The 20674-nt window shown below is 53.8% G+C and carries 15 protein-coding genes; 6 read left to right on the top strand and 9 right to left on the bottom strand.

Annotated elements, in window-relative coordinates:
* The first annotated feature begins 6 nt into the window (after positions 1-6).
* The gene (locus Abor_RS04265; protein ID WP_048840593.1) at positions 7-1143 is read left to right on the top strand and encodes an L-dopachrome tautomerase-related protein; all 1137 of its coding nucleotides are present in this window, start codon (positions 7-9) and stop codon (positions 1141-1143) included.
* 243 nt (positions 1144-1386) lie between these two features.
* Here the strand turns inward: Abor_RS04265 and Abor_RS04260 are convergent, their stop codons facing one another.
* Genes Abor_RS04260 through Abor_RS04240 form a run of 5 tightly spaced genes read right to left on the bottom strand, consistent with a single transcriptional unit; the run spans position 1387 to position 9428 of the window.
* Positions 1387-2874 carry a HAMP domain-containing sensor histidine kinase gene (locus tag Abor_RS04260; protein ID WP_048840592.1) on the bottom strand — a complete coding sequence of 496 codons (1488 nt, stop codon included), beginning with the start codon at positions 2872-2874 and terminating at the stop codon, positions 1387-1389.
* A complete protein-coding gene (locus Abor_RS04255; protein WP_048840591.1) occupies positions 2871-3539 on the bottom strand; it encodes a response regulator transcription factor in 669 nt (222 codons plus the stop codon). Before Abor_RS04255 ends, Abor_RS04260 begins: the two co-directional genes overlap by 4 nt.
* A 52-nt stretch (positions 3540-3591) precedes the next feature.
* A complete protein-coding gene (locus tag Abor_RS04250; protein ID WP_048840590.1) occupies positions 3592-6696 on the bottom strand; it encodes an efflux RND transporter permease subunit in 3105 nt (1034 codons plus the stop codon).
* A 3-nt stretch (positions 6697-6699) separates the two neighbouring features.
* Positions 6700-8037: an efflux RND transporter periplasmic adaptor subunit gene (locus Abor_RS04245; protein ID WP_048840589.1), complete on the bottom strand. Its 1338-nt coding sequence runs from the start codon at positions 8035-8037 to the stop codon at positions 6700-6702.
* The gene (locus Abor_RS04240) at positions 8034-9428 is read right to left on the bottom strand and encodes a TolC family protein (protein WP_232015164.1); all 1395 of its coding nucleotides are present in this window, start codon (positions 9426-9428) and stop codon (positions 8034-8036) included. The genes Abor_RS04245 and Abor_RS04240 overlap by 4 nt, the downstream gene beginning before the upstream one ends.
* A 448-nt stretch (positions 9429-9876) precedes the next feature.
* On the opposite strand from Abor_RS04240, the gene Abor_RS04235 reads away from it, so the two are divergent.
* The 3 genes from Abor_RS04235 to Abor_RS04225 all read left to right on the top strand — a co-directional run bounded on the left by Abor_RS04235 (position 9877) and on the right by Abor_RS04225 (position 12933).
* Positions 9877-11487 carry a carbohydrate porin gene (locus tag Abor_RS04235; RefSeq protein ID WP_371861230.1) on the top strand — a complete coding sequence of 537 codons (1611 nt, stop codon included), beginning with the start codon at positions 9877-9879 and terminating at the stop codon, positions 11485-11487.
* A 13-nt stretch (positions 11488-11500) separates the two neighbouring features.
* The gene (locus Abor_RS04230; protein WP_048840588.1) at positions 11501-11830 is read left to right on the top strand and encodes a DMT family transporter; all 330 of its coding nucleotides are present in this window, start codon (positions 11501-11503) and stop codon (positions 11828-11830) included.
* 260 nt (positions 11831-12090) lie between these two features.
* Positions 12091-12933 carry an acid phosphatase gene (locus Abor_RS04225; RefSeq protein ID WP_244877864.1) on the top strand — a complete coding sequence of 281 codons (843 nt, stop codon included), beginning with the start codon at positions 12091-12093 and terminating at the stop codon, positions 12931-12933.
* Between the two features lie 79 nt (positions 12934-13012).
* Here Abor_RS04225 and Abor_RS04220 read toward each other — a convergent pair whose 3' ends face one another.
* Positions 13013-14107 (bottom strand): branched-chain amino acid aminotransferase, encoded by a 1095-nt coding sequence (locus Abor_RS04220; protein ID WP_048840587.1) that lies wholly within the window; start codon positions 14105-14107, stop codon positions 13013-13015.
* A gap of 317 nt (positions 14108-14424) precedes the next feature.
* Between Abor_RS04220 and Abor_RS04215 the strand changes: the two genes are divergently transcribed.
* The gene (locus Abor_RS04215; RefSeq protein WP_048840586.1) at positions 14425-15933 is read left to right on the top strand and encodes a protein adenylyltransferase SelO; all 1509 of its coding nucleotides are present in this window, start codon (positions 14425-14427) and stop codon (positions 15931-15933) included.
* A 91-nt stretch (positions 15934-16024) separates the two neighbouring features.
* On the opposite strand, the gene Abor_RS04210 is transcribed toward Abor_RS04215, so the two are convergent.
* Together Abor_RS04210 and Abor_RS04205 are read right to left on the bottom strand one after the other, a co-directional pair.
* Positions 16025-16840: an ABC transporter ATP-binding protein gene (locus Abor_RS04210; RefSeq protein ID WP_048840682.1), complete on the bottom strand. Its 816-nt coding sequence runs from the start codon at positions 16838-16840 to the stop codon at positions 16025-16027.
* A 9-nt stretch (positions 16841-16849) separates the two neighbouring features.
* Positions 16850-17959, bottom strand: a complete 1110-nt coding sequence (locus tag Abor_RS04205) for a FecCD family ABC transporter permease (protein WP_048840585.1) — start codon at positions 17957-17959, stop codon at positions 16850-16852.
* A 332-nt stretch (positions 17960-18291) separates the two neighbouring features.
* Here Abor_RS04205 and Abor_RS04200 point away from each other — a divergent pair, with 332 nt between their 5' ends.
* On the top strand, positions 18292-19236 hold the full coding sequence (locus Abor_RS04200) for an RluA family pseudouridine synthase (protein WP_232015215.1): 945 nt from the start codon (positions 18292-18294) through the stop codon (positions 19234-19236).
* 60 nt (positions 19237-19296) lie between these two features.
* Here the strand turns inward: Abor_RS04200 and Abor_RS04195 are convergent, their stop codons facing one another.
* Positions 19297-20580 carry a DEAD/DEAH box helicase gene (locus Abor_RS04195; protein ID WP_048840584.1) on the bottom strand — a complete coding sequence of 428 codons (1284 nt, stop codon included), beginning with the start codon at positions 20578-20580 and terminating at the stop codon, positions 19297-19299.
* Positions 20581-20674 lie beyond the last annotated feature (94 nt).

The raw sequence follows: 20674 nt of genomic DNA, 5'->3' as shown, positions 1-20674 counted from the left end.
GAAACCATGCAGCACCGTTCTTTGAAAATGGCACTGGTAAGTGTGCTATTGGGTAGTCTTTCTGCCCCCCTATGGGCGGCAGAAAGCGTTGACTATGGGTCTTTGGGCACAGGCAACGTGACCGTGGTTGACCGCTTTATGAAAGCCCAACCCTCTGGCATTGCGCATTTGCAAGATGGGCGGGTTGTGTTGTCTTTTCCCACCAGTGCGCAACGCCACCCCGGCCCGGTTTTGGCTGTATGGCAGGCCGGTAGCTTAACGCCTTACCCTAGCGCGCAGGCACAGCACACGCTTATTTCCCCTTTAGGCATGACGGTTGATACACGCGGCCAGCTTTGGCTGCTAGATGAAGGGGTAAAAGCGGGCAGTAAAGCTAAAGCCAAACCGGCATTGCTGCATATAGACCCAAGCACAAACACAATAGTTAAGCGCTACCCTTTTGTGGCGCCCGCTGTTTTGCCAGACAGCCATGTAAACGATGTGCGTATTGACCTAACCCACGGCGCAGCAGGCACGGCGTTTGTTAGTGATACCTCACAAACCACACACCCAGCTTTAATAGTGGTTGACCTAGCCAGCGGTAAAATGCGCCGCATACTGCCCGAAACTGTTTCGGTAAGTGCCGTGCCGGGCTTGGTGTTAGAGGCAGATGGCAAACTGGGGCGCGACACAGACCCAAGCCCTATAGTGGCCCAAGGCGGGGTAGATGGCGTGGCGCTGAGCCAAGATTCTACGCGGCTTTATTGGTCGCCCCTTTCATCGCGCAGGCTTTATAGTGCGCCCACAGCCGTGTTGGCAGACTGGAACACGCCAGAAGCTGCGTTGGAAGCCGCGGTGAAAGATGAGGGCGAGGTTGGCATTATGGACGGTATGGCGACAGCGCCAGATGGTAGCCTGCTACTAACCGATATTGAGCGCCACGCTATTATACGCCGTGCGCCAGATGGTAAATTGTCTATCGTGGCGCAAGATGCGCGACTTATTGCACCAGATAGTATTGCCCAAGATGGTAACAGCCTGCTGTTAACCGTTGGCCAGTGGTCACGCCTACCAGTATTTAATGCCGGGCAAGATAAGCAAGAGCGCCCCTATATTCTGGTGCGTATTACTTTGCCCGATACGGTTGCAGACCAAACAAAGTAAATGCTTTAAAGCCTGTGTGCATAGCTTACCCTCAGCTTCAAAATTTTGAATCTGAGGGTGAAGTGCGTAGGGTATTTCAAAAATACCTTGGTTTGTTCAGTTCTTTTGCGTTGAAATGTATTGTTGTTTGTGTAGATGCGGTAGTGCCGTAATAAACAGCTTAATCAACCATAAAAATAACGAGCAACCTTTTAAGTCTATCGTTTTTAAGTAACGCCTTAAAAGAGTATTGCTTAATTTTTCTTACGTTTTTTCAGTAACAACAGGAAAAGATAAGCGCACCATAAAACCTGTTTTGTGGCCGGGTATAGGCGAGAATAACTGCATGGGTACGCCCATATGGTTGCTAATGGTGCGGGCAATGGCCAACCCTAGGCCGCTCCCTTCTGCTTGTGTGCAGCCGCGTACAAACGGGTCTGTCAGGGCGGTAAGGGTTGTGGGTGAGAGGGCGGTAGACTGGTTTTCTATAGTAAGTAAAATAGTTTTTAGCGTTGGTGCAAAAGGTGGCGTTGTTTTGGCGGTATGCTGTAGCGTGGTGTGTTGCTGCGTCGTGCAGGTTTGGTTTTGGGGTGTTTCGGCATAAAGGTTTACGTGCACCGCAGAGCCTGTGGGGCTATGGCATAAGGCATTTTCAAGCAGGTTACGCAGTAAAATGCCTGTTGCGTCCATGTCTCCCATAACGGTGAGGCTGGTAAATGCGCCTGTTTCTAGCACGAGCCGCTGGGGCGTTGTGTTGTGGGGTGGGTCTAGCTCATCTGCTACCACATGCAGCACAGAGAGCATGTCAAACCGGTTACGTTGCAGGCCAGTGCCAGCTACTGCACGTGAAAGTTGGAGCAGTTTTTCTGTAATACGGCCCAAGCGCTGTATTTGCTCGGTCATGGTTGTAAGGCGTTGCGCTATAGCGCTGGTTTGGTCGGTGGCAGGGTATGCCGTTATTGTGCTGTGTAGTGTTTGGGCTTGGGCTAATAACGCGGCAATAGGGTTGCGGAGTTCGTGTGCTGCGTTGGCAGCAAAGGCGCGCTCTGCGGCTAGGGCTTTATGCACGCGTTCTAGCAGGAGGTTTACCGCTGTTTGTATGGTGGCCAGCTCTGTTGGCAGGTTAAGGTTAGGCACGGGGTTAAGGTTACCGCTGCCCCGTTCTTTTATTTCATCTTGTAGGCGTACTAATGGGGCCATGCTACGGCGCACTTGCCACATAACCAGCACCCAAATGCACGGAATGGCGCCTAAAATAGGCAGCACTGCAATAAAAATGGCATGGTGCGTTGCTTGCGCACGGTGGAACTGGGGCTCTCCTACTAAAATAAAGCGGTCTGGTTGGGCGGCAGGCATAACATAAACCCGAAATGCTTTTTGCCCGTAAAACCCGGCGTGTATGGGTGTTACAAAGGCCTCAACCGGTGCATTGGCTGAGCGGAGCAGCACATGGCCCTGTGTATCTGTAATTTGGTATGCCAAAGAGAGCGGCGTAATGTGCGAGAGGTGCGCCACAGCCTGTACATTGCCGGGCTGATTAAGCAGAAGGACTGCAAATTGCAGGCGCTCGGCTACTTCTTGTAAAGAATCATCAAGCCTTTCTGCTATCTCAAATTTTGTAAACCCAATGACCATAAGGCTAACAATAAGCAGGCAACCGCCAACGATGCCGGTAACACCGCGTAACAGCCGGGTAGAAAGCCGCCATGCTTTTGGGGGGTGTTGGGGGTTTGCTAAAAAAGTATTGCTCATGGAGCCGTCGTGTTTTCAAGGTAATAGCCCCGCCCGCGCACTGTGCGAATGGCATCGGCCCCTAATTTTTTACGGACACGGCTTACAAAAACTTCTATGGCATTACTGTCTATTTCTTCTTCTAGATTATAAAGCGCGTCTTCTATTTGTTGGCGGGAGCAAATGGCACCGGGCCTGCGGGCTAACAGTTCAACCAAGGCCCATTCACGGGCGGTTAGGTCTATTAATTGGCCATTGCGTGTTAGGCGTTTGCGCTCAAGGTCTATTTCGCTCTCACCTACGTTTAGGCGGTTATCAATAAGGGGGCGGTAGCGGCGGCCTACGGCAGTTATACGCGCCAATAGTTCATCTAGGTTGTAGGGTTTGGCCAGGTAGTCATCAGCCCCCTCAGACAAGCCCGCTATGCGGTCACTAATCTGGTTTTCGGCTGTGGTGATGAGAATGGAAAGCGGCGAGTTGGTGCGCCTTATTTCGCGCAGCAAGGTGCGGCCATGACCATCGGGCAGGCCTAGGTCAAGCAGTAGGCAGTCATATTGCACTGCGGCAAGGGCGGCGCGGGCTTCTTCTAGGGTTGTAAACCAGTCTACCGTGTGGCCAGCTTGCTGCACATGCTCTTGCACGGCGGCCCCAAGATGCGGTTCATCTTCAATAACCAATATACGCATGGGCAGAGATGATCCTTTATGCAGCGTTGGGTGCAGGCGGGCTACTACCTTTTTACGCGCCCTCCTGCCCGGAGGGAAGGCCACTGGCCTGCGCACCATGTTTTGCCCTTTTGTTGGGCGCAAAACGACCATACAGGAGTGGCAGCACCAGCAATGTGAGCAGAGTAGAGGTAACAAGCCCACCAATAACAACGCTGGCCAAAGGGCGCTCTACTTCTGCCCCGGCAGAGGTAGAAAACGCCATGGGAAAAAAGCCAAGGCTTGCTACCAGTGCGGTGGCCATAACCGGGCGTAGCCGCTCATGCGCGGCACTTAACCCAGCCCGTAAGGGGCCAACGCCGCGCTGGCGAATGTGCTCTGCCGTGCTAACAAGCACCACACCATTGAGCACAGCCACCCCAAAGAGCGCAATAAACCCTATACCGGCAGAAATACTAAAGGGCAGGCCACGGAGCACCAGTGCAAACACCCCGCCAGAAGCCGCAAGGGGTAAATTGCAAAACACAAGGCCCGCTAACCGTGCAGAGCCAAGAGCCGCTACCAGCAGTATAAAAATAAGCGCCAAAGCAATAGGCACCACAATGGCTAAACGTTTAGAGGCAGATTGTAGATTACGAAACTGGCCATCCCACTTAATGGTATAACCCCGTGGGAGTGGTACCGCTTTTTGCACGGCTTTTTGGGCTTCTGTTACAAAAGAGGCAATGTCGCGCCCGCGCACGTTGGCCTCAACTACCATACGGCGGTGAATACTATCGCGGCTAATGCGGGGCGGGCCATCTTGTACGGCAATATCTGCCACCTGAGAAAGCAGCACAACGCCTTTTCCATCAGCTTGGCGCACGGTTAAATGTTTTATGGCATTGGCTGATGTGGTATAGGCGGGCAACAGGCGCACTTGGGTTGCAAGCATGGCATTGCCTTGGGTTACGGGGCGGCCAATATGCCCACCAATGGCCTCTATTGTGTCATGAATATCTTGTTCACGCACACTGAGGCGGGCCGCGTTTTCACGGTTTATGGTAATTTGTATAAACGGCACCTGCCCGTCATCTCCGGCCATAACATCTGCTGCACCACGTACACCCTGCACCGTTTTAACCACGCGCTCTGTTAAGCGGGAAAGGGTGGGTAGGTCTTCTCCGTAAATGGAAATGGCAATTTGGGTGCGCACGCCAGAGAGTAGGTCGTCCATGCGCATTTGCACAGGTTGGCTCCAAGAATAAAGCGCATCTGGTAGGTTGGCTTGTAAGGCGGTGTTCATGGCCTCGACCAGTTCAGACTGGGAGCGGCCATGGCCATCATTTTTTAAAATAATAAAGCTGTCTGTTTCGTTTTGCCCCATGGGGTCTGTGGGTATGGCGGCTGTGCCTGTATTGCTAATGATGGTTTTAACTTCAGGGAAAGATTTTAAAATTGTTTCTTCCTGCGTGACACTTTCCAACGCACTGGCCAAGGAAATACTAGGCAGGCGCATGCTGTGTACAACCAGTGCGCCTTCTTCTAACTGGGGTACAAATTCGCTCCCTAAAGATGCAGCGAGTAGGAGCGCGCACACACACACAAGCCCCACACAGCTAAATACAATGCGTGGCCTACGCGCACTTTTTTGCAAAAGAGGTACATAATACCGGCGCACTGTGGCAACCAGCCTAGTTTCTGACAATGCGGGCAAACGGGAGAGCACAAGTGCGCTTAGCACTGGCACCCAGAGCAGGCAGTACAGCAAAGAGGCCGCTAGTGCCATAATAACAGTTTGCGCCATGGGGCGGAACATATGCCCCTCTATGCCCTCTAGCGTTAAAATGGGTAGATACACCATCATAATAACAAGAATGGCAAAGCTAACGGGCCGTACAACTTGCTGGGTGGAGGACACAACAAGGTCTGTAAAGGGCACGGTGCCCTCGCGTTTACGGCGTGTGAGAATATGCTCGATAACAACCAAAGAGCTATCAACAATCATGCCAAAATCTATGGCGCCAAGGCTGAGCAAATTGGCAGAAATACCAAACAGGCGCATGCCGGTCATGGCGCACAACAGCGCGAAGGGAATAACCGAGGCCACAAGCAAAGCGGCGCGTATACTGCCCAACACGGCAAGCAACACAACTACAACAAGGGCTGCACCTAGCAGCAAGTTTTCTTTTACAGTGTCCAGCGTGCGCTCTGTTAGGGCTGCGCGGGTATAAAATGGCTCCAGCGTTACACCGGCAGGTAGGGTTTGGGTTATGCTGGGCAGCGCTGCCTGTATGGCCGCCAGTGTAGCGTTAGAGCTGCCGCCGCGCTCCATCATGACCACACCTGTTACAATCTCACCTGTGCCGTTTCGGGTTACGGCACCAAGGCGGGTGCGGGGTTGGGTGCTTATCTGGCCTAGGTCGCGTAGGTAAATGGGGGTGGCACCTGCCCGCACTTTAACGGCTATGGCCCCAAAGTCTTGCAGGTTACGCACAAGGCCACGGCCTACAACAATTTGCTGTTCTGCGTGGTGTTCTATCCAGCCACCGCCAGAGGCAGCATTGCTGGCTTCTATGGCCTGAAAAACTTCACCAATGGATAGGCCGTAAGCCTGCAGGCGGGTGGGGTCTAGGGTTATGGCCCATGTTTCTTCAGCGCCGCCACCAATATTAACATCTACCACGCCGGGTACAAGTTTGAGCTGTGGTGCGACTGTCCAGGTCATAAGCCTGTTCAGATCCATCAAGCTATAACCTGTCCCTTTAAGCTGAAACTGAAAGATCTCACCCAAACCAGTGCTGAGTGGGCCCATGCTAAGGCTTACATTGGGCATGGTAATAAGGGCCTTGGCTTGCGCCATGCGCTCGCTTACCCGCGCGCGGTCAAGGTTGATATCGGTTTTGTCGTCAAACTGAATGTAAACAACAGAAACGCCCGAGCGGGAAATAGAGCGAAGGTCGCTTATGCCCGGCAGCCCAGCCATACTGCTTTCTACAGGGAAAGTAATGAATTTTTCGACTTCTTCAGTCGCAAGGCCCGGTGCAATAGCAGTCACCAATACCTGCTGGGGGGAGATATCTGGCACGGCCTCAACTGGCAAACCAAGTGTGGCCCCAATGCCGCCTGCAATAACGAGTGCCAGTAGGCTAAGCAGTAAAAACCGTGCCTGTATAAGTTTATTGAAAAAACCAGACACGGCTTACTCCGCATCCATGGCGGGCAGCACCATCATGGCTTTTAGGGCCAAGCTGCCATGTTGCACAATACGTGCACCGGTTTGTAGGCCAGACAGAATAACAATTTGCCCGTTTTCTTCTAGCCCTGTTTCAACCGGGGTGGGGCGTATAGTGGTGTCTGACACTGTCTGAAAAACAACGTTTTGCCCGTTAACTGTTTGCACAGCATCGGCTGGCACAAGAAGGCCACTTTGGCTTTGTGTGGTTTGTAGCAAACTATTAAGCACCATGCCGGGGCGTAAATGGCCTTGGCTGTTATCAACCCGGCTGAGCACAGGCACCAACCCTGTTGTGGGGTCTGCTACTGCGCCAATGGTTTCTATAACGGTATGGAGCGGTTGTGTGGCTGTGCCATCGGGTAGAGTGGTAAGTTGTTGGCCTGTGGGGGCTAACAGTGCGGCTTCTTGAGGGGCAATGTCAGACACCAGCCAAACATGCTGGCTATCGCTTAACGTGAGTAAGGGCAGGTTTGGGTCTACATCTGCTGCGATGGCTGTGTTTAGGCGGGTAATGGTGCCCGCAAAAGGGGCTACAAGGGTTGATGTTTCGTCTTGTGTGGCGTGCTGCTCTGTGGGTGAGGTATATTCTTCGTCAAATCTGTGTTTGAGTACAGCCAGTTCTGCTTGGCGGGCGGCTACGTTTTCTTTGGCTTGTTGCAAGGCGGCAAGCCTTTTTTGCATTTCACCAACAGATACGGTTTGGCCCGCAAGGGCTTTGCCGCGGGTGTAAGCTTGGCTGGCCTCTTGCTGGGTGGCAAGGGTTGCTGCCAAGGCTGTGCGTGTTTGGGTTTCTTGTAGGCGGGCAATATGCAAACTGTGGTTTTGGTAGTGTAGCAGGGCTTGGCCTTGTTGTACGGCTTGGCCGGGCAGTACCAAAATATCGAGCACTTTGCCGCTGCCTGCGGGTTGAATGCTCACGGTATGTGTTGTGTCTGCCTGCACACGCGCCATAGTGGGCAGCATGCGGTATAATGTGCCGGTGGTGGCGGTAGTATAAGAAATATGCTCGGCTTTTGCTATTTGGGCAGAAAGAGTGAGCGGCGCAAACGCTGTTTGTGCAAAAAGGCTTTTAGGTATGCTGCCCATAAAAACAGTAAGCCCCAAAAGAACACACACTGTCTGTGCCATGCGCGGCATTGTGTAGGGTTTTAGGGGGGCGTGGTTGCCCTGTTGGGGGGGCGTTAAAGACCGCAAGCGCTTTGCCCCGCAAGGAGCCGGGGCGCGTGCTGTGCCTATAGCGTGTGACAGGGTAAACACTGCTGTGCGGCTCTCTTTTTGGTGGGGGGCGGTATGGCGGGTCATGGCGCGGGGGTTTGTGTCTCTAGGCTGTCGAGTGCGGCGGGTATGGCCAGAGTGGGTGCCTGCGTGGGGGCTGTGCTGGCGTGTAGTGTGCTCAGCCCCGGCAAGGTTTGGCTTGCAATAAGGGCGCGCACTATGGCGGTGTGCCAGGCAATTTCGGCTTTATCTTGGGCTAGGCGGGCGGTGTAGGCCATTTGGCGGGCGCGGGCTACGTCATCAAATGGGGTTTCACGCAGTTTCCATGAGCGTTCTAGCAGTGTGGCGCGGTTAAGCAGGTTTGTTGCGGCTATTTTGGTGGCCTTAAGGTTTTGTGTGGCGGCAATAAGCTGTGCCCTAATTTGTGCGGCCTCTTGCTTTATCATGCGGTGTGTTAAAATTTCTTGCTGATCTGCGGCGGCTACGCGGTCTTTTGCAGCAGAAAGCAGCGGGGCGTTATGCACGCTGCTGGGTAGGGGCATGGTAAAAGAAATACCCACCCGGTTGTCCCACGGGCTGCCATATTGTTTTTCGTGTATGGCCCCAACGCCAATTTCTGGGTTGGGCATAAAAGAGCGGCGTGCCAGCTTTAGGGCGGCTTGTGCTGCGGCACTTTCAGTTTTGGCTGCCTGCAGGCGGGGGTCGTTGCTCTCTAGGGTGGGCAGAGAGCTAAGCGTGTTTAAAGCGCTCTCTGTTGCGCTAAAATTTTCAATATCGGGTATGGCGGGGCTGCCAAGCAGGGCCTCAAGGGTTGCAGCGGTTGTTTGTGCTTCTTCTCGGGCTGCGGTGTTGTCTGCCAAAGCGGCTTCTTGGGTGGCAGTGGCTTGTTGCAGGTCTGCCTGTGTTGTTTCACCCGCAGTGGTGGCGCGGGTTACGTCTGCACAAATTTGGGCCGTGCTTGTGTAATAAGCATGGGTTGTGGCAAGGCGTTTTTGGGCGAGGAGCGCGGCTGATGTTGCCCCTAACAAGTTTACGGCAAGCGCCATATGTGCCATGCCGGCGCGTTTTTCGGCTGTGTTTGCTTCAGCTTGGGCCACGGCTTTTGTGGCACTCCCTTGGCCGGGTAGCCAAAGAGGTACGCTGACCTCGCCTTGGTAAGTGGTGTAGCCTTCGTTGCTGCCTATGGCGTGGTCATCAAAATAAGAGCCGTTTAGGCTTGGGCCACCAGCAAACCAAGAGCCTGCGGCGCGGGCGCGGGCTTCTGCCCCTTTGCGGTTGGTGGTGAGCGTGGTGCGGTTGGGGTCAAGCTGCCACGCTTGGGCCAAAGCTGTGGTAAAAGGCAGGGGCGCTGTTGCAGCGGGTTGCACGGTAAGGCTGCTTACCTGCCATGTTGTTGCATGGGCTGGTAGCGGCATGCCAAAACCCGGCATGCCATAAATAAGCGCAAGCAAGGGGTAAAAGCGGGCGGGCAGCCTCATGTCCTGCTCAAACCTTATGTGGGGTATGTAGCCTTTAGGGAAGGCTGCATGGGGTTAAACTGTTTAGGGTAGGGGCAGACATACCGCACCAACCTGACAGGAAGCTGAACAAAGCCCCACTTAAGGAGAATAGTGAGTGTTTGAAGAGCGTTAGAAAGAAGGAGCCACGCGCGTAATGAGCGCCACAGCCGGGAGCAGAGCAAAACCGCACCGCATAAGGGGCAGGGTTATAGCCGGGCATATGCGCGTGCTGGGGGCCGTGTGTTTATGGGGCAGCGTAAGTCTATACCCGCTAGGTGGCTTGGCCCAGACAACGCGGCTTGGCCTAAGCGTGCGTGAAACGTTGCCCCCAGAAGAGAGCACGCAAGACCTACCGCCAGAAGGTGTGCAGCCAGAAGACCGCGCGGTAGAGGCTGAGCCCCTGATCCCGCCTGAAATACCCGCTCGCATGCTTGCCCCCCGGCCAGACCGCCGCGTGGTTGTTATAGACCAAGAATGGTTGGGGGACTCTGGCCCCGCCGTGCAAAGAATAGGCCCGGCTTCTATGCGTATGCGGCGTATGGCAGGGGCGCAGCGTGGGGTTGGGCTTGCACCGGGCAAAGCCACACAAGGCCGCATTGGCCGGGGTAAAAACGCGCTGCCCACACCGCCCCCTGCGCCCGATACAGATAATGACGTAACAACAGATACAGACTCAGATACAGATGACACCCTATTAGGCACTGTCTGGGGGCTTAGGCCGTGGTTAAGCCATTATGGCGTGACGCTGGATATTCAGGAAGTAGATGAGCTTTGGGGCAACCTGACTGGCGGCGTGCCGCCTGCAGGGGGGCGGGGGGCTGGCACAGGCCCTGCCTTTAATGGCGTAACCATGCCCACTTTAACTGTTGACCTTGAAAAACTAATTGGCCTTAAAGACGGCGTGTTTAATGTGAGCGCTCTGCAAATTCATGGGCGTTCAATTACGCAAGATCGTTTGTTTAACTACAACCCGGTAAGCGGTATTGAGGCAGACCGTTCCACCCGTTTGTTTGAGTTGTGGTACGAACAAGGTTTTTGGGACGATAAGCTGGATATTAAAATTGGCCAGCAGGATCTGGATACAGAATTTGTTATAAGCACGTATGGTGCTTTGTATCTTAACGCCAATTTTAGCTGGCCTATGGGGCCATCTGCCAATTTATATGCGGGCGGGCCTTCGTGGCCGTTGGCCTCTCCTGCCGTGAGGGTGCGTTATAGGCCCGCAACCAACCTAACCTTGATGTTTGCCGCAGCAGATGACAACCCACCGGGCAACCGTTGGAACTCGTTTGATGCGCAAAATGGTGGGCTAGGCAATGTGGCTGACCCCACAAGCCAGAATACTCATAACGCTTGTGGCTGCCGTTTTAATATGGGCACAGGGGCTTTGCTTATGGGTGAAATACAATACGCCCTGAATGCAGAAGGCCATGATGCGCCAGAGGGCAGGAGTGCCAAAGCACATGGCCTGCCCGGTGTGTATAAGCTGGGTGGGTATTATGACACGGCCCGCTTTCCAGACTGGCGCTATACCAGCACAGGGCAAGTGTTGGGTGCTGCCTATGCACAGGGGCAAAACGTACAGCCCCGCATGGTGCGGGGTAATTGGCTGCTTTATGGCATTATAGACCAAATGGTGTGGCGGCCTTACCGAAAATCTCCAACATCGTTGGGTGTTTTTGCGCGGGCTACCGGTAATGAGGGCGACCGTAACTTAATAAGCTACGGTGTAGATGCCGGGGTAAACCTGAAAGCCCCTTTCCCCAACCGCGAGAACGACACGCTGGGTTTAGGCTGGGGGCTTGGGCGTGGTAGCTATGGTGCACGTATGTATTACCGCACGCAGGGTTTGCGGCCACCGGGTACGGAAAACCACCTAGAAGTTACGTACCAAGCAGAGGTAAAGCCGTGGTTTGTTTTGCAGCCAGATTTTCAGTATATTTTTAACCCATCTGGCGGGTTGGAAAATAGTAACTGGCCGGGCCATAAAGTGGCTGATGAGCTGATATTTGGCCTACACTCACGCCTGTCTTTTTAAGGAAAGCCCTGTTTTGGATAAAACCTACCTGTGCCTGGCCGGAGCCATAGTGAGCGAGGTGTTTGCTACGTCGTGCCTTAAAGCCAGTAACGGGTTTAGCCGCCTATGGCCTACAGTGCTGAGTGTGATTGGGTATTGCTGCGCGTTTTATTTGTTGTCTCTAACCATGAAAACAATTCCAACAGGTATTGTGTATGCCATTTGGTCGGGTGTTGGCATTGTTCTTATTTCTCTCATTGGTTTTTTTGTGTTTAAGCAATCTCTGGATTGGGCGGCTATAATAGGAATAGCACTTATTATGGCGGGTGTTTTGGTGATTAATTTGTTTTCGCGTACGCACTAAAGGAGGAGTTATTTATGTGTTTTATTAGAGTTTTTTTATAGTTAAAGAAATTTTTATAAATAAAGGTCATGTGACAGTTTTATGAAAAGGCCTTTTCTGAGGTATTTTCATGCTTAAGTTTTTGAGTGCTGTATGCGTAAACACTTGCGTGGCCCATAACCGCTGCAGCCAGTAGGGTCATTGGGTGGTATGTTGTGCGTTTGCTAGGCTAACTGGCACAGCAATAAAAGATTACAGAGTAAAGGGTGAAAAAGAGCAGCATGCACGCTAAACGATTGATGCTTTTGTGTGTTGTAGCCGGTGCGGCTTTAAGCGGCGGCTTGTATGCTGCGCGTGCACAAAACCAGACAGTATTAGAGCCAACACAGGTGCGTCATACTGCGCCCTACCATGTTGCTGATACGGCACCTGATGCTACGGCTTATTTGCCCCCACCCCCTGTTGCCGGTACCGCCCGCCAACAAGAAGATGATACCGTATTTGCCCAGACCCGTGCCCTACAAGGCAGTGCGCGCTGGGCTTTAGCGCAAGCCGATGCTGTTGAGCATATTCCGGCTATGCTTAAAGGGTTTTCTTGCGCGGCAGGTTTTGTGCTGGATGCAGACAAAGCCCCCCATCTTGTAGCGCTACTGCATAAAGTGCGCCAATCAGAAAAGGCAGATGTTAAGCTGGCCAAAGACCATTGGCAGCGCCCGCGCCCATTTGTGGGTACGCATGAAGCCGTTTGCACGGAAGGTGATAGGTGGCGGCTTTCAAGTTCTGGGGCGTATCCGTCTGGGCATACAACATGGGGGTGGAGTACAGCTTTGGTGCTGTCTGAGCTTTTGCCAGAACGGAGCACCGCTTTGCTCCAGCGGGGGCGTGTGTACGGCGAAAGCCGGATTATATGCGGTGTGCATTGGGTAAGCGATGTGCAGGAAGGCTACCTTGTTGGGGCGGCAGAAATTGCCACCATGCACGGTGATGCAGACTTCCGTGCTGATATGGAGGCAGCCCGAGCAGAATTGGCAATCCTAAAAGCCCACGGCACTCAACCCGATGCCCAAACCTGCGCGATAGAGGAAGATGCAGCGCACCATTCTCCTTTAACACCCAGCCCATAACAAAAACGCCCGGCGGTAAGGCCGGGCGTTGTAAGCTTGCAAAAGAGGTTACGCTCTTTTGCAGTGTAGGCACAGGCTATTAGCCAACTGTGTGTACCCAGTTGTGCGGGTCTGGCGCACGGCCAAACTGTATGTCGCACAGGGCTTTGCGCAGTTCTGCGGTAACCTTGCCGGTTTGGTTGCTAATCTGGTGCGTGCCTTCTGCACTTTTTAGCGTACCAATGGGGGTAACAACGGCTGCTGTGCCACAGGCAAAGAGCTCGCGCAGGTGGCCAGAGGCTGCATCAGCATAGAGCTGTTCAATAGCATAGGGCTCTTCACGTACACTCAAGCCTTTGTCCCGTGCTAGTGTTAGCAGGGAGTCACGGGTAATGCCGGGCAGGATGGTGCCGCCAAGGGGGGGGGTAATGAGCGAGCCGTCATCCATAACGGCCATTACGTTCATGCCGCCCATTTCCTCAATCCATTTACGCTCGTTTGCGTCAAGAAAGAGCACTTGGTGGCAGCCATTGGCTTTGGCTTCCTGCTGGGCGGTAAGGCTTGCGGCGTAGTTGCCACCGCATTTGGCCTCACCCGTTCCACCGCGAGAAGCCCGCACGGTGCGCTCTTCAACCCAAACTGTTACCGGGCCTGCATCTTTGGAGAAATATTCGCCAGCAGCACACGCAATAACAATAAATTTGTATTCAGAAGATGGCTTAACGCCCAATGCGGTTTCGGTCGCAATCATGAAGGGGCGCAGATAGAGCGTGCCTACTTCTGGGTCAGGAATCCAGCCAGCATCAATTTTTACAAGCTGGTTAACCGCGTCCAAAAACAGTTCTTCTGGCACTTGTGCCATAGCCATACGCTCAGCCGATTTGCGGAAACGGCGGGCGTTTGCATCTGGGCGGAAAAACTGCGGCTGGCCGTTAGGAGCGCGGTAGGCCTTCATGCCCTCAAAAATTTCCTGCGCGTAGTGCAGTACAGAGGCAGCGGGGTCTAGCAGCAAGGGCTGGCGGGGCAGAATTTCGGCTGAGTGCCAGCCTTTGCCCTCTGTGTAGGTTACAACAGCCATATGATCCGAAAAGACGCGGCCAAAACCGGGGTTTTCCAACAGAGCTGCGCGCTCTGTGGCGGAAATGGCATCGGCCTTTGGGGTAATTTTAAAGGCAGTCTCTCTTTTCGTGCTCATAACGTGTGGCGTCTCCGCGGCCTTAGGGGCTGGACGAGTGTCCGGTTTATTTGGGGGCTATATGGTAGCAGGGTAACAATAGCCTTTTTAAGGGGCCGAACCCTAACATGATCATACAGGCAGGGCCAGAGCCACAACGATAAGCACAGCGTTGCACGGTTTTAGTGCCGTTTACTGCTGGGCTGCGTCAGTCTAGCCCCCTGTTTGGCAGCCTTCGTGCCTAGTATTGCCGTGCTTGCCACCCTATTTAGAAAAGGGAGTGTGGGCAGCCCGGCAGCACCGGACACGCTTTTGCTCAAGCTGGGATAAAAAGAAGAATGACACATTTTACGCTCACCCAAAGTTATGCCGCCTTGCCTGAGCGGTTTTACGCGCCCGCAAGCCTAACCCCTGTGAGCAGCCCAAGTTTGATTAAGCTCAATACCCCTTTGGCCCAAACCTTGGGGCTAGACCCAGTATGGCTTGCCAGTGCTGAGGGTATAAACATGCTGGCCGGGCACACCATGCCAGAGGGGGTAACGCCAATAGCTCTAGCCTATGCCGGGCACCAGTTTGGCCATTTTGTACCCCAATTAGGTGATGGCCGCGCCATGCTGTTGGGAGATGTAACAGACGCAAGCGGCCATGTGCGCGAAATTCAGCTTAAAGGGGCAGGGCGCACGGCTTTTTCTCGTAGGGGGGATGGCCGCGCAGCCCTTGGCCCGGTACTGCGTGAATATGTGATGAGCGAGGCCATGGCGGCTCTTGGCGTGCCAACAACGCGCGCCCTTGCCGCCGTACGCACGGGCGAGCGTGTTTACCGCGAAACACCCCTACCCGGTGCCGTGTTGGCGCGTGTGGCGGCAAGCCATATTCGGGTGGGTACGTTCCAGTTTTTTGCCGCGCGAGAAGACCATGCTGGCCTGCGGTTATTGGCTGACTACGCTATAGCACGGCATTACCCGCAGGCCGCGCAGAGTGCTATGCCGTATCTAGTATTTTTAGAAAGCGTTATTATCGCCCAAGCCCAGTTGGTGGCAAAATGGATGAACCTTGGCTTTATTCATGGTGTGATGAACACAGACAATATGGCTATATCGGGTGAAACGCTCGATTACGGCCCATGCGCTTTTATGGAACACTACGACCCTAGCACGGTTTTTAGCTTTATTGATGAGCGCGGCCGCTATGCTTATGCCAACCAACCCAGTATGGCCCTGTGGGACTTAACCCGCCTAGCCGAAGCCCTACTGCCTTTGCTGGCAGAAGAAGAGACTGTCGCCATTGAACTGGCCCAAAAGGCGTTAAACCAGTTTGAGGCGCAATTTCAAACCGCGTATTTGGCAGGTATGCGGGCCAAAATTGGGTTAACCCAACCCTTGGCTGAAGATGGTGCGTTGGTGCAGAAATTACTAACCGTCATGCACAAAAACAGGCTCGATTTTACACAAACCTTTAGAACCTTGAGCCAAACTGAAGTGATGCAGCCCACGCCAGAGCTTGCCGAGCATACCCTAGCCGTTGGTGCACAGTTACCTGCAAGCCATAGAGTGCTAAGCGCTTTAGCCGAATGGTTGCCAGCATGGCGGCATAGGCTTGCGCAAGAGGGGGCGGTTACACCCGCCGCGCGAGCAGCGGCAATGCAAGCGGTAAACCCCCTTTATATTCCCCGCAACCATTTGGTTGAAGACATGATTAGTAAAGCTATAAGACAAGAAGATGATAGCGCGTTTGAAACCTTGTTGGCAGTAACAACAAACCCATACCAAGAACAGACAGGCCGGGCGCAGTATGCACGCCCAGCGCAACCGCATGAGGTGGTAGAGCATACTTTTTGTGGTACGTAAGGGCGTTTTGGCCCTTAACGCTGTTTGTGTGGTCTAAAGCTTTTGGCCAGCGCATAATGTTGGTAAGGGTAATGTCTGTTTTGATAAACTTTTAGGATATACCGTCAACACTTACAAAGTATTTGCCGTCAGACCCTTGCTCTATATGAGCGTTTACTTTGTAAACGTCTCGTAGCAAAGCGGGGGTTAGCACGTCTGTTGGTGGGCCTGCTGCTTTTAGGTGGCCTTCGTGCACCACAACAACGTGGTCTGTCATGTTGAGGGCTATGTTGAGGTCATGCAAAACGAGTACGCTTACAAGTTGGTGCTGTGTGGTTTCGCGGCGTAGCAGCGCCATAACGGCGTATTGGTGGTGTAGGTCTAGGGCGCTTAAGGGCTCATCGAGCAAGAGCGCTTTAGGGTTGCGGCTTAGGGCTTGGGCTAGGCCCACCAACTGTCGTTGCCCGCCTGAAAGTGTGCTCATGTTACGCATGGCTAAATGCGCAATTTCGAATTTTTCTAGCCAGTTCATAGCGGCTTCCACGTCATCTTCCTGTAAACAAGAAGGGGGGAGTGCCCCTGTATGGCGGGCGGCTATAAGGGCTTCTAGCACTGGCAGTTGTGCTGGGGCTGGTAAAGCTTGTGGTAAATACAGGCAGTGTTGTGTGCGTTTAGCCAAGGGCATGCCAGACAGGGGGGGGCCCCCAAGGGTAACGCATGCTGCCCCCGTAATGGGGGCAAGTCCGGCTATGGCCCGCATGAGCGTAGATTTACCGCTGCCGTTAGGGCCAAGTAGTGCACTCATTTTGCCAGGCTGAAACGGGCCAGCAGTCACATCGTGCAAAATGGTGTTGTGCCCATAGCGCACGCTGACATGCGTGGCCAATAAGGCGTTGGGGTAGGAGGGGGTGGAACTGGGTGTGGCCATAACCATATTTTACACCCCGTCTTCTCGGCGGAGTACAATGGCTAAAAAAAAGGGAATGCCCACCAAAGAGGTGACAATACCTGTGGGCACAACAATACCCGGCACCAATACCCGTGCCGCTAGGGCTGAAAGGGAGAGAATAAGTGCCCCCGCCGCCATGCTGCCGGGTAGGTAAAAGCGGTGGTCTTCCCCCAGTAGGCGGCGGGCTATATGGGGGGCTACCAAGCCCACAAAGCCAATAATACCTACAAAAGATACGGCCAGTGCAGACAGCAAACTTATGCGTAGTAAGGCGGCCCGGCGTATGCGGGGCACATCAACCCCAAGGCTTGCGGCGCGCTCTTCGCCCATGCGTAGGGTGGTCAGGCTCCATGCCGCACGGTAAGAAAAAAGGCTTATAAGCGCACCAACACTGGCAAGTAGCCCAACTTTTGGCCATGTGGCCCGCGTTAAGCTGCCCAATGTCCAGAATACGAGGTCTTGCAGGGCGTCTTCACTGGCTAAAAACTGCATGAGTGACACAAGCGCTTGAAAACTAAAAACCAAAGCAATGCCAAAAAGCACAACTGTGCTGGTACTGGCTTGGCGTGTGCGGCTTACACCATCAAGCAATAAGGCTGATATAAGAGCAAAGAAAAAAGAGCTTGCTGTTATAAGTAAGTTTTCAGAAATTCCGGCAGCCTGTAGGCCAAGCACAATAATAAGTGATGCCCCAAAGGCAGAGGCTGCAGAAAGGCCAAGTGTAAACGGGCTGGCAAGCGGGTTTGCTAAAATGGTTTGCATTTCAGCCCCGGCAAGGCCAAGGGCTGCCCCAACACACACAGCCATAAGCGTGTAAGGCAGGCGTATTTGCCAAATAATAATGCTTTGTGTTGCTGGAGCCGTAGTCGGGTGGAGCAACACGTGCAGTATGGTTGTGGGTGAAAGCCCCGCAGGCCCAATGGCAAAGTCTGCCATGCAAGACGCAATAATAGCTAGCACCAGCAGGGCCAGCTTTTGGCAGCGTTTGCGCAATGTTGCCCGGTACGCTGCTTGAATGGCCTGCACGGTTAGGCGTGCATCGGGCCTAAAGCCAGAGGCAGCACCTTGGTGGGGGCCAGAAGCTGGCGGGTGGGGCATGGGCAAAGCACTCTTGGTTTAGGCGTGTAAAACGGCAGAGCCTGCGTGGCAGAACTGAGTATGCCTGCCTAGCACTTGCTATGCACGGTGGGAAATAGTTAGCGCGTGCTAAAAGCCTATTAAAGGCACGCAACAGCGTAGGTGCTGGCGTGCTATGCTTGACGGCTAAGGGGGGAGTAGGCTTTGTGCACAAAGGCAAAGCAGGGGCAGGCAGGCGTTAAGCCCAAGCCTATTTTTATAAACGTGGCAGGACAGAGCGTGTGACAGATTCTGGTTTTTCTCTTACCCCCAACCAAGCCAAGGCCACGCAAGGCACCACATTGTTTTTTGAGGTGCTGTCAGACCAAGGTGGCGAGCGGGTAGACCGCTTTGTTTCAGCCCATTCTGGTGGGCTGTCACGCTCACGCGTTAAAACCCTTATTGAAGAAGGCTGCCTGAGTTGCGGCCCCAAAACCGTAACAGAACCCGCCGAACTGGTGAAAGCGGGCCAGCATTATGTGTTGCACATACCGCCCGCCGCCCCGGCCGTGCCTGAAGGCGAGCACGTGCCCTTTGATGTGTTTTACGAAGATGATGATCTGATTGTGCTTAACAAGCCCGCAGGGTTGGTGGTGCACCCGGCACCGGGTAATGAAACAGGCACATTGGTAAACGGCCTTATTGCCCACTGTGGCAGTAGCCTAAAAGGTATTGGGGGGGAGCGCAGGCCCGGTATTGTGCACCGGCTGGATAAAGATACCTCTGGCTTAATGGTGGCGGCAAAAACAGAAAAAGCGCATTTGGCGCTTTCAGAAGACTTTGCGGCCCGGCGTATAGACCGTGCCTATTTGGCTTTTTGCTGGGGGTGCCCCAACCCAGCCGAGGGGGATTATGAGGGAGATATTGGCCGTGATAAGCGCGACCGTAAGCGCATGGCCATTGTAACGCATAATGGCAAATGGGCTTTAACCCATTACCGCACGCTTAAAGCATTTGCGATGGGGGCCGCTCTTGTAACCTGCAAGTTGGCAACGGGCCGTACCCACCAAATACGGGTTCATTTTTCAGCTCATGGCCACCCGTTAATAGGTGACCCTGTCTATTTGCGCCGTGTACCCGCAGCGGCAAAGGGTTTAACGCCAGATGCACGGGCTGCCGCCTTAGACTTTCCGCGGCAGGCTTTGCATGCAACCCGCTTGGGGTTTAAGCACCCCCGCACGGGCGAAACCCTGAGCTTTGAGGCTCCTATGCCCGAAGATATGCAACAACTTGGGCAAGCTTTGGCCGCGCAAGAGTAAAAAAGGTCTGGCACATAAAAATGCGCCAGACCTGTAATTTTTTCGAAAAAATAAGCTGTTTTAAGCTGTTGCTTTTGCAGCAGCGCGTGCTGCTTGTTTTTCTTCTTCAGTCCAGACTTTCCGTTCGCGTTTTTGCTGCGGTTTGACCTGCTTAACCGGCCCACCCCCTAAAACAGGGGCTGGCAGGGTTGAGTGCTGTGCCTCATCTGAGTGCCATTGGTGGTCTGTATCAATGCTCAGGGCGCGGCCAATTTCGCGCTCTACTGCGTGCAGCCATGCCCGTTGCTCGGCATCGCATAGGGTAATGGCAAAGCCGGTGCGCCCGGCACGGCCCGTGCGGCCAATACGGTGCACGTAGCTTTCAGGCTGGTGGGGCAGGTCGTGGTTAAAAACATGGGTTACGGTATCAACATCAATACCGCGTGCGGCAATGTCGGTTGCAACCAAAACCTGCACACTGCCAGCCCGGAACGCATCTAACGCCCGCTCACGCTGGCCTTGTGACTTATTGCCGTGTAAGGCCTCTGCCGTAATGCCTGCTTCGGTCAGGAAGGAGCAGACCTCGTTGGCAATGTTTTTTTGCAGCGTAAAGACAACAACCTGACCAATGCCCGGTGCCTTAAGTTGCGCCAGAAGGGCCTCTTTTTTATCAGCTGCGTTCAGGAACATAACCGACTGCTCAATACGCTCAACCGTGGTTGAGGGCGGGCTGATTTCAACTTTTGCAGGGTTACGCAGCAGGCTTTCAGCTAGTGCCGTAATAGATTTTGGCATGGTTGCTGAAAACAGCAGGGTGTGCCGGTCTTTGGGCAGCATAGCCACAATGCGCTCAATGGGTTTTGCAAAACCCATGTCCAGCATTTGGTCGGCTTCATCAAGCACCAGTGCTTCAAGCTGAGACAGGTCGCACAGGCCTTGAGAGATAAGGTCTAACAAGCGCCCCGGTGTGGCGACAATAAAATCCACCCCATTTGCGAGTGCGTTAATTTGGTGAAACTGGCTGACACCCCCAAAAATTGTGGTGACACTGAAAGACAGATGACGGCCAAATTTTTCAAGCCCATCTGCAATTTGCGATACCAGCTCACGTGTGGGGGCGAGTATGAGCACGCGCGCACCCCCTTTGGGGGCAGGGCGAGGCGTTGCGGCCATACGATGCAAGAGCGGCAGAGAGAACGCCGCACTTTTACCTGTGCCTGTTTGGGCCATGCCCAACAGGTCTTGCCCTTCAAGCAATAGCGGAATGGACTGGGCCTGAATGGGGGTAGGGGTTGTGTAACCTTCTTCTGCCAGTGCTTGCAAAATGGGAGCGGCTAAAGAGAGGTCTGCAAATGTTGTGGGCATGGTCAAGCGGCGCCTCCGGCGCTCAGTAAAGTTGCGCCTGGTGGGGCTTGGCTGTTTAGGAAAGCGGACTTTTACGTGTGATGCCCTAAGGCGT

Origin of the sequence: Acetobacter orientalis (assembly GCF_000963965.1) — a bacterium.
GTDB lineage: Bacteria > Pseudomonadota > Alphaproteobacteria > Acetobacterales > Acetobacteraceae > Acetobacter > Acetobacter orientalis.
The sequence above is the reverse complement of the archived record's forward strand: the minus strand, read 5'-3'. Positions and strand labels throughout refer to the sequence as shown.

What these genes read in the sequence shown, in the direction of transcription:
- Abor_RS04265 (WP_048840593.1), top strand. Translation starts at nt 7, where the DNA reads ATGCAGCACCGTTCTTTGAAAATGGCACTGGTAAGTGTGCTATTGGGT.
- Abor_RS04260 (WP_048840592.1), bottom strand. Translation starts at nt 2,874, where the DNA reads ATGAGCAATACTTTTTTAGCAAACCCCCAACACCCCCCAAAAGCATGG.
- Abor_RS04255 (WP_048840591.1), bottom strand. Translation starts at nt 3,539, where the DNA reads ATGCGTATATTGGTTATTGAAGATGAACCGCATCTTGGGGCCGCCGTG.
- Abor_RS04245 (WP_048840589.1), bottom strand. Translation starts at nt 8,037, where the DNA reads ATGACCCGCCATACCGCCCCCCACCAAAAAGAGAGCCGCACAGCAGTG.
- Abor_RS04240 (WP_232015164.1), bottom strand. Translation starts at nt 9,428, where the DNA reads ATGAGGCTGCCCGCCCGCTTTTACCCCTTGCTTGCGCTTATTTATGGC.
- Abor_RS04235 (WP_371861230.1), top strand. Translation starts at nt 9,877, where the DNA reads ATGCTTGCCCCCCGGCCAGACCGCCGCGTGGTTGTTATAGACCAAGAA.
- Abor_RS04225 (WP_244877864.1), top strand. Translation starts at nt 12,091, where the DNA reads ATGCACGCTAAACGATTGATGCTTTTGTGTGTTGTAGCCGGTGCGGCT.
- Abor_RS04220 (WP_048840587.1), bottom strand. Translation starts at nt 14,107, where the DNA reads ATGAGCACGAAAAGAGAGACTGCCTTTAAAATTACCCCAAAGGCCGAT.
- Abor_RS04215 (WP_048840586.1), top strand. Translation starts at nt 14,425, where the DNA reads ATGACACATTTTACGCTCACCCAAAGTTATGCCGCCTTGCCTGAGCGG.
- Abor_RS04210 (WP_048840682.1), bottom strand. Translation starts at nt 16,840, where the DNA reads ATGGCCACACCCAGTTCCACCCCCTCCTACCCCAACGCCTTATTGGCC.
- Abor_RS04205 (WP_048840585.1), bottom strand. Translation starts at nt 17,959, where the DNA reads ATGCCCCACCCGCCAGCTTCTGGCCCCCACCAAGGTGCTGCCTCTGGC.
- Abor_RS04195 (WP_048840584.1), bottom strand. Translation starts at nt 20,580, where the DNA reads ATGCCCACAACATTTGCAGACCTCTCTTTAGCCGCTCCCATTTTGCAA.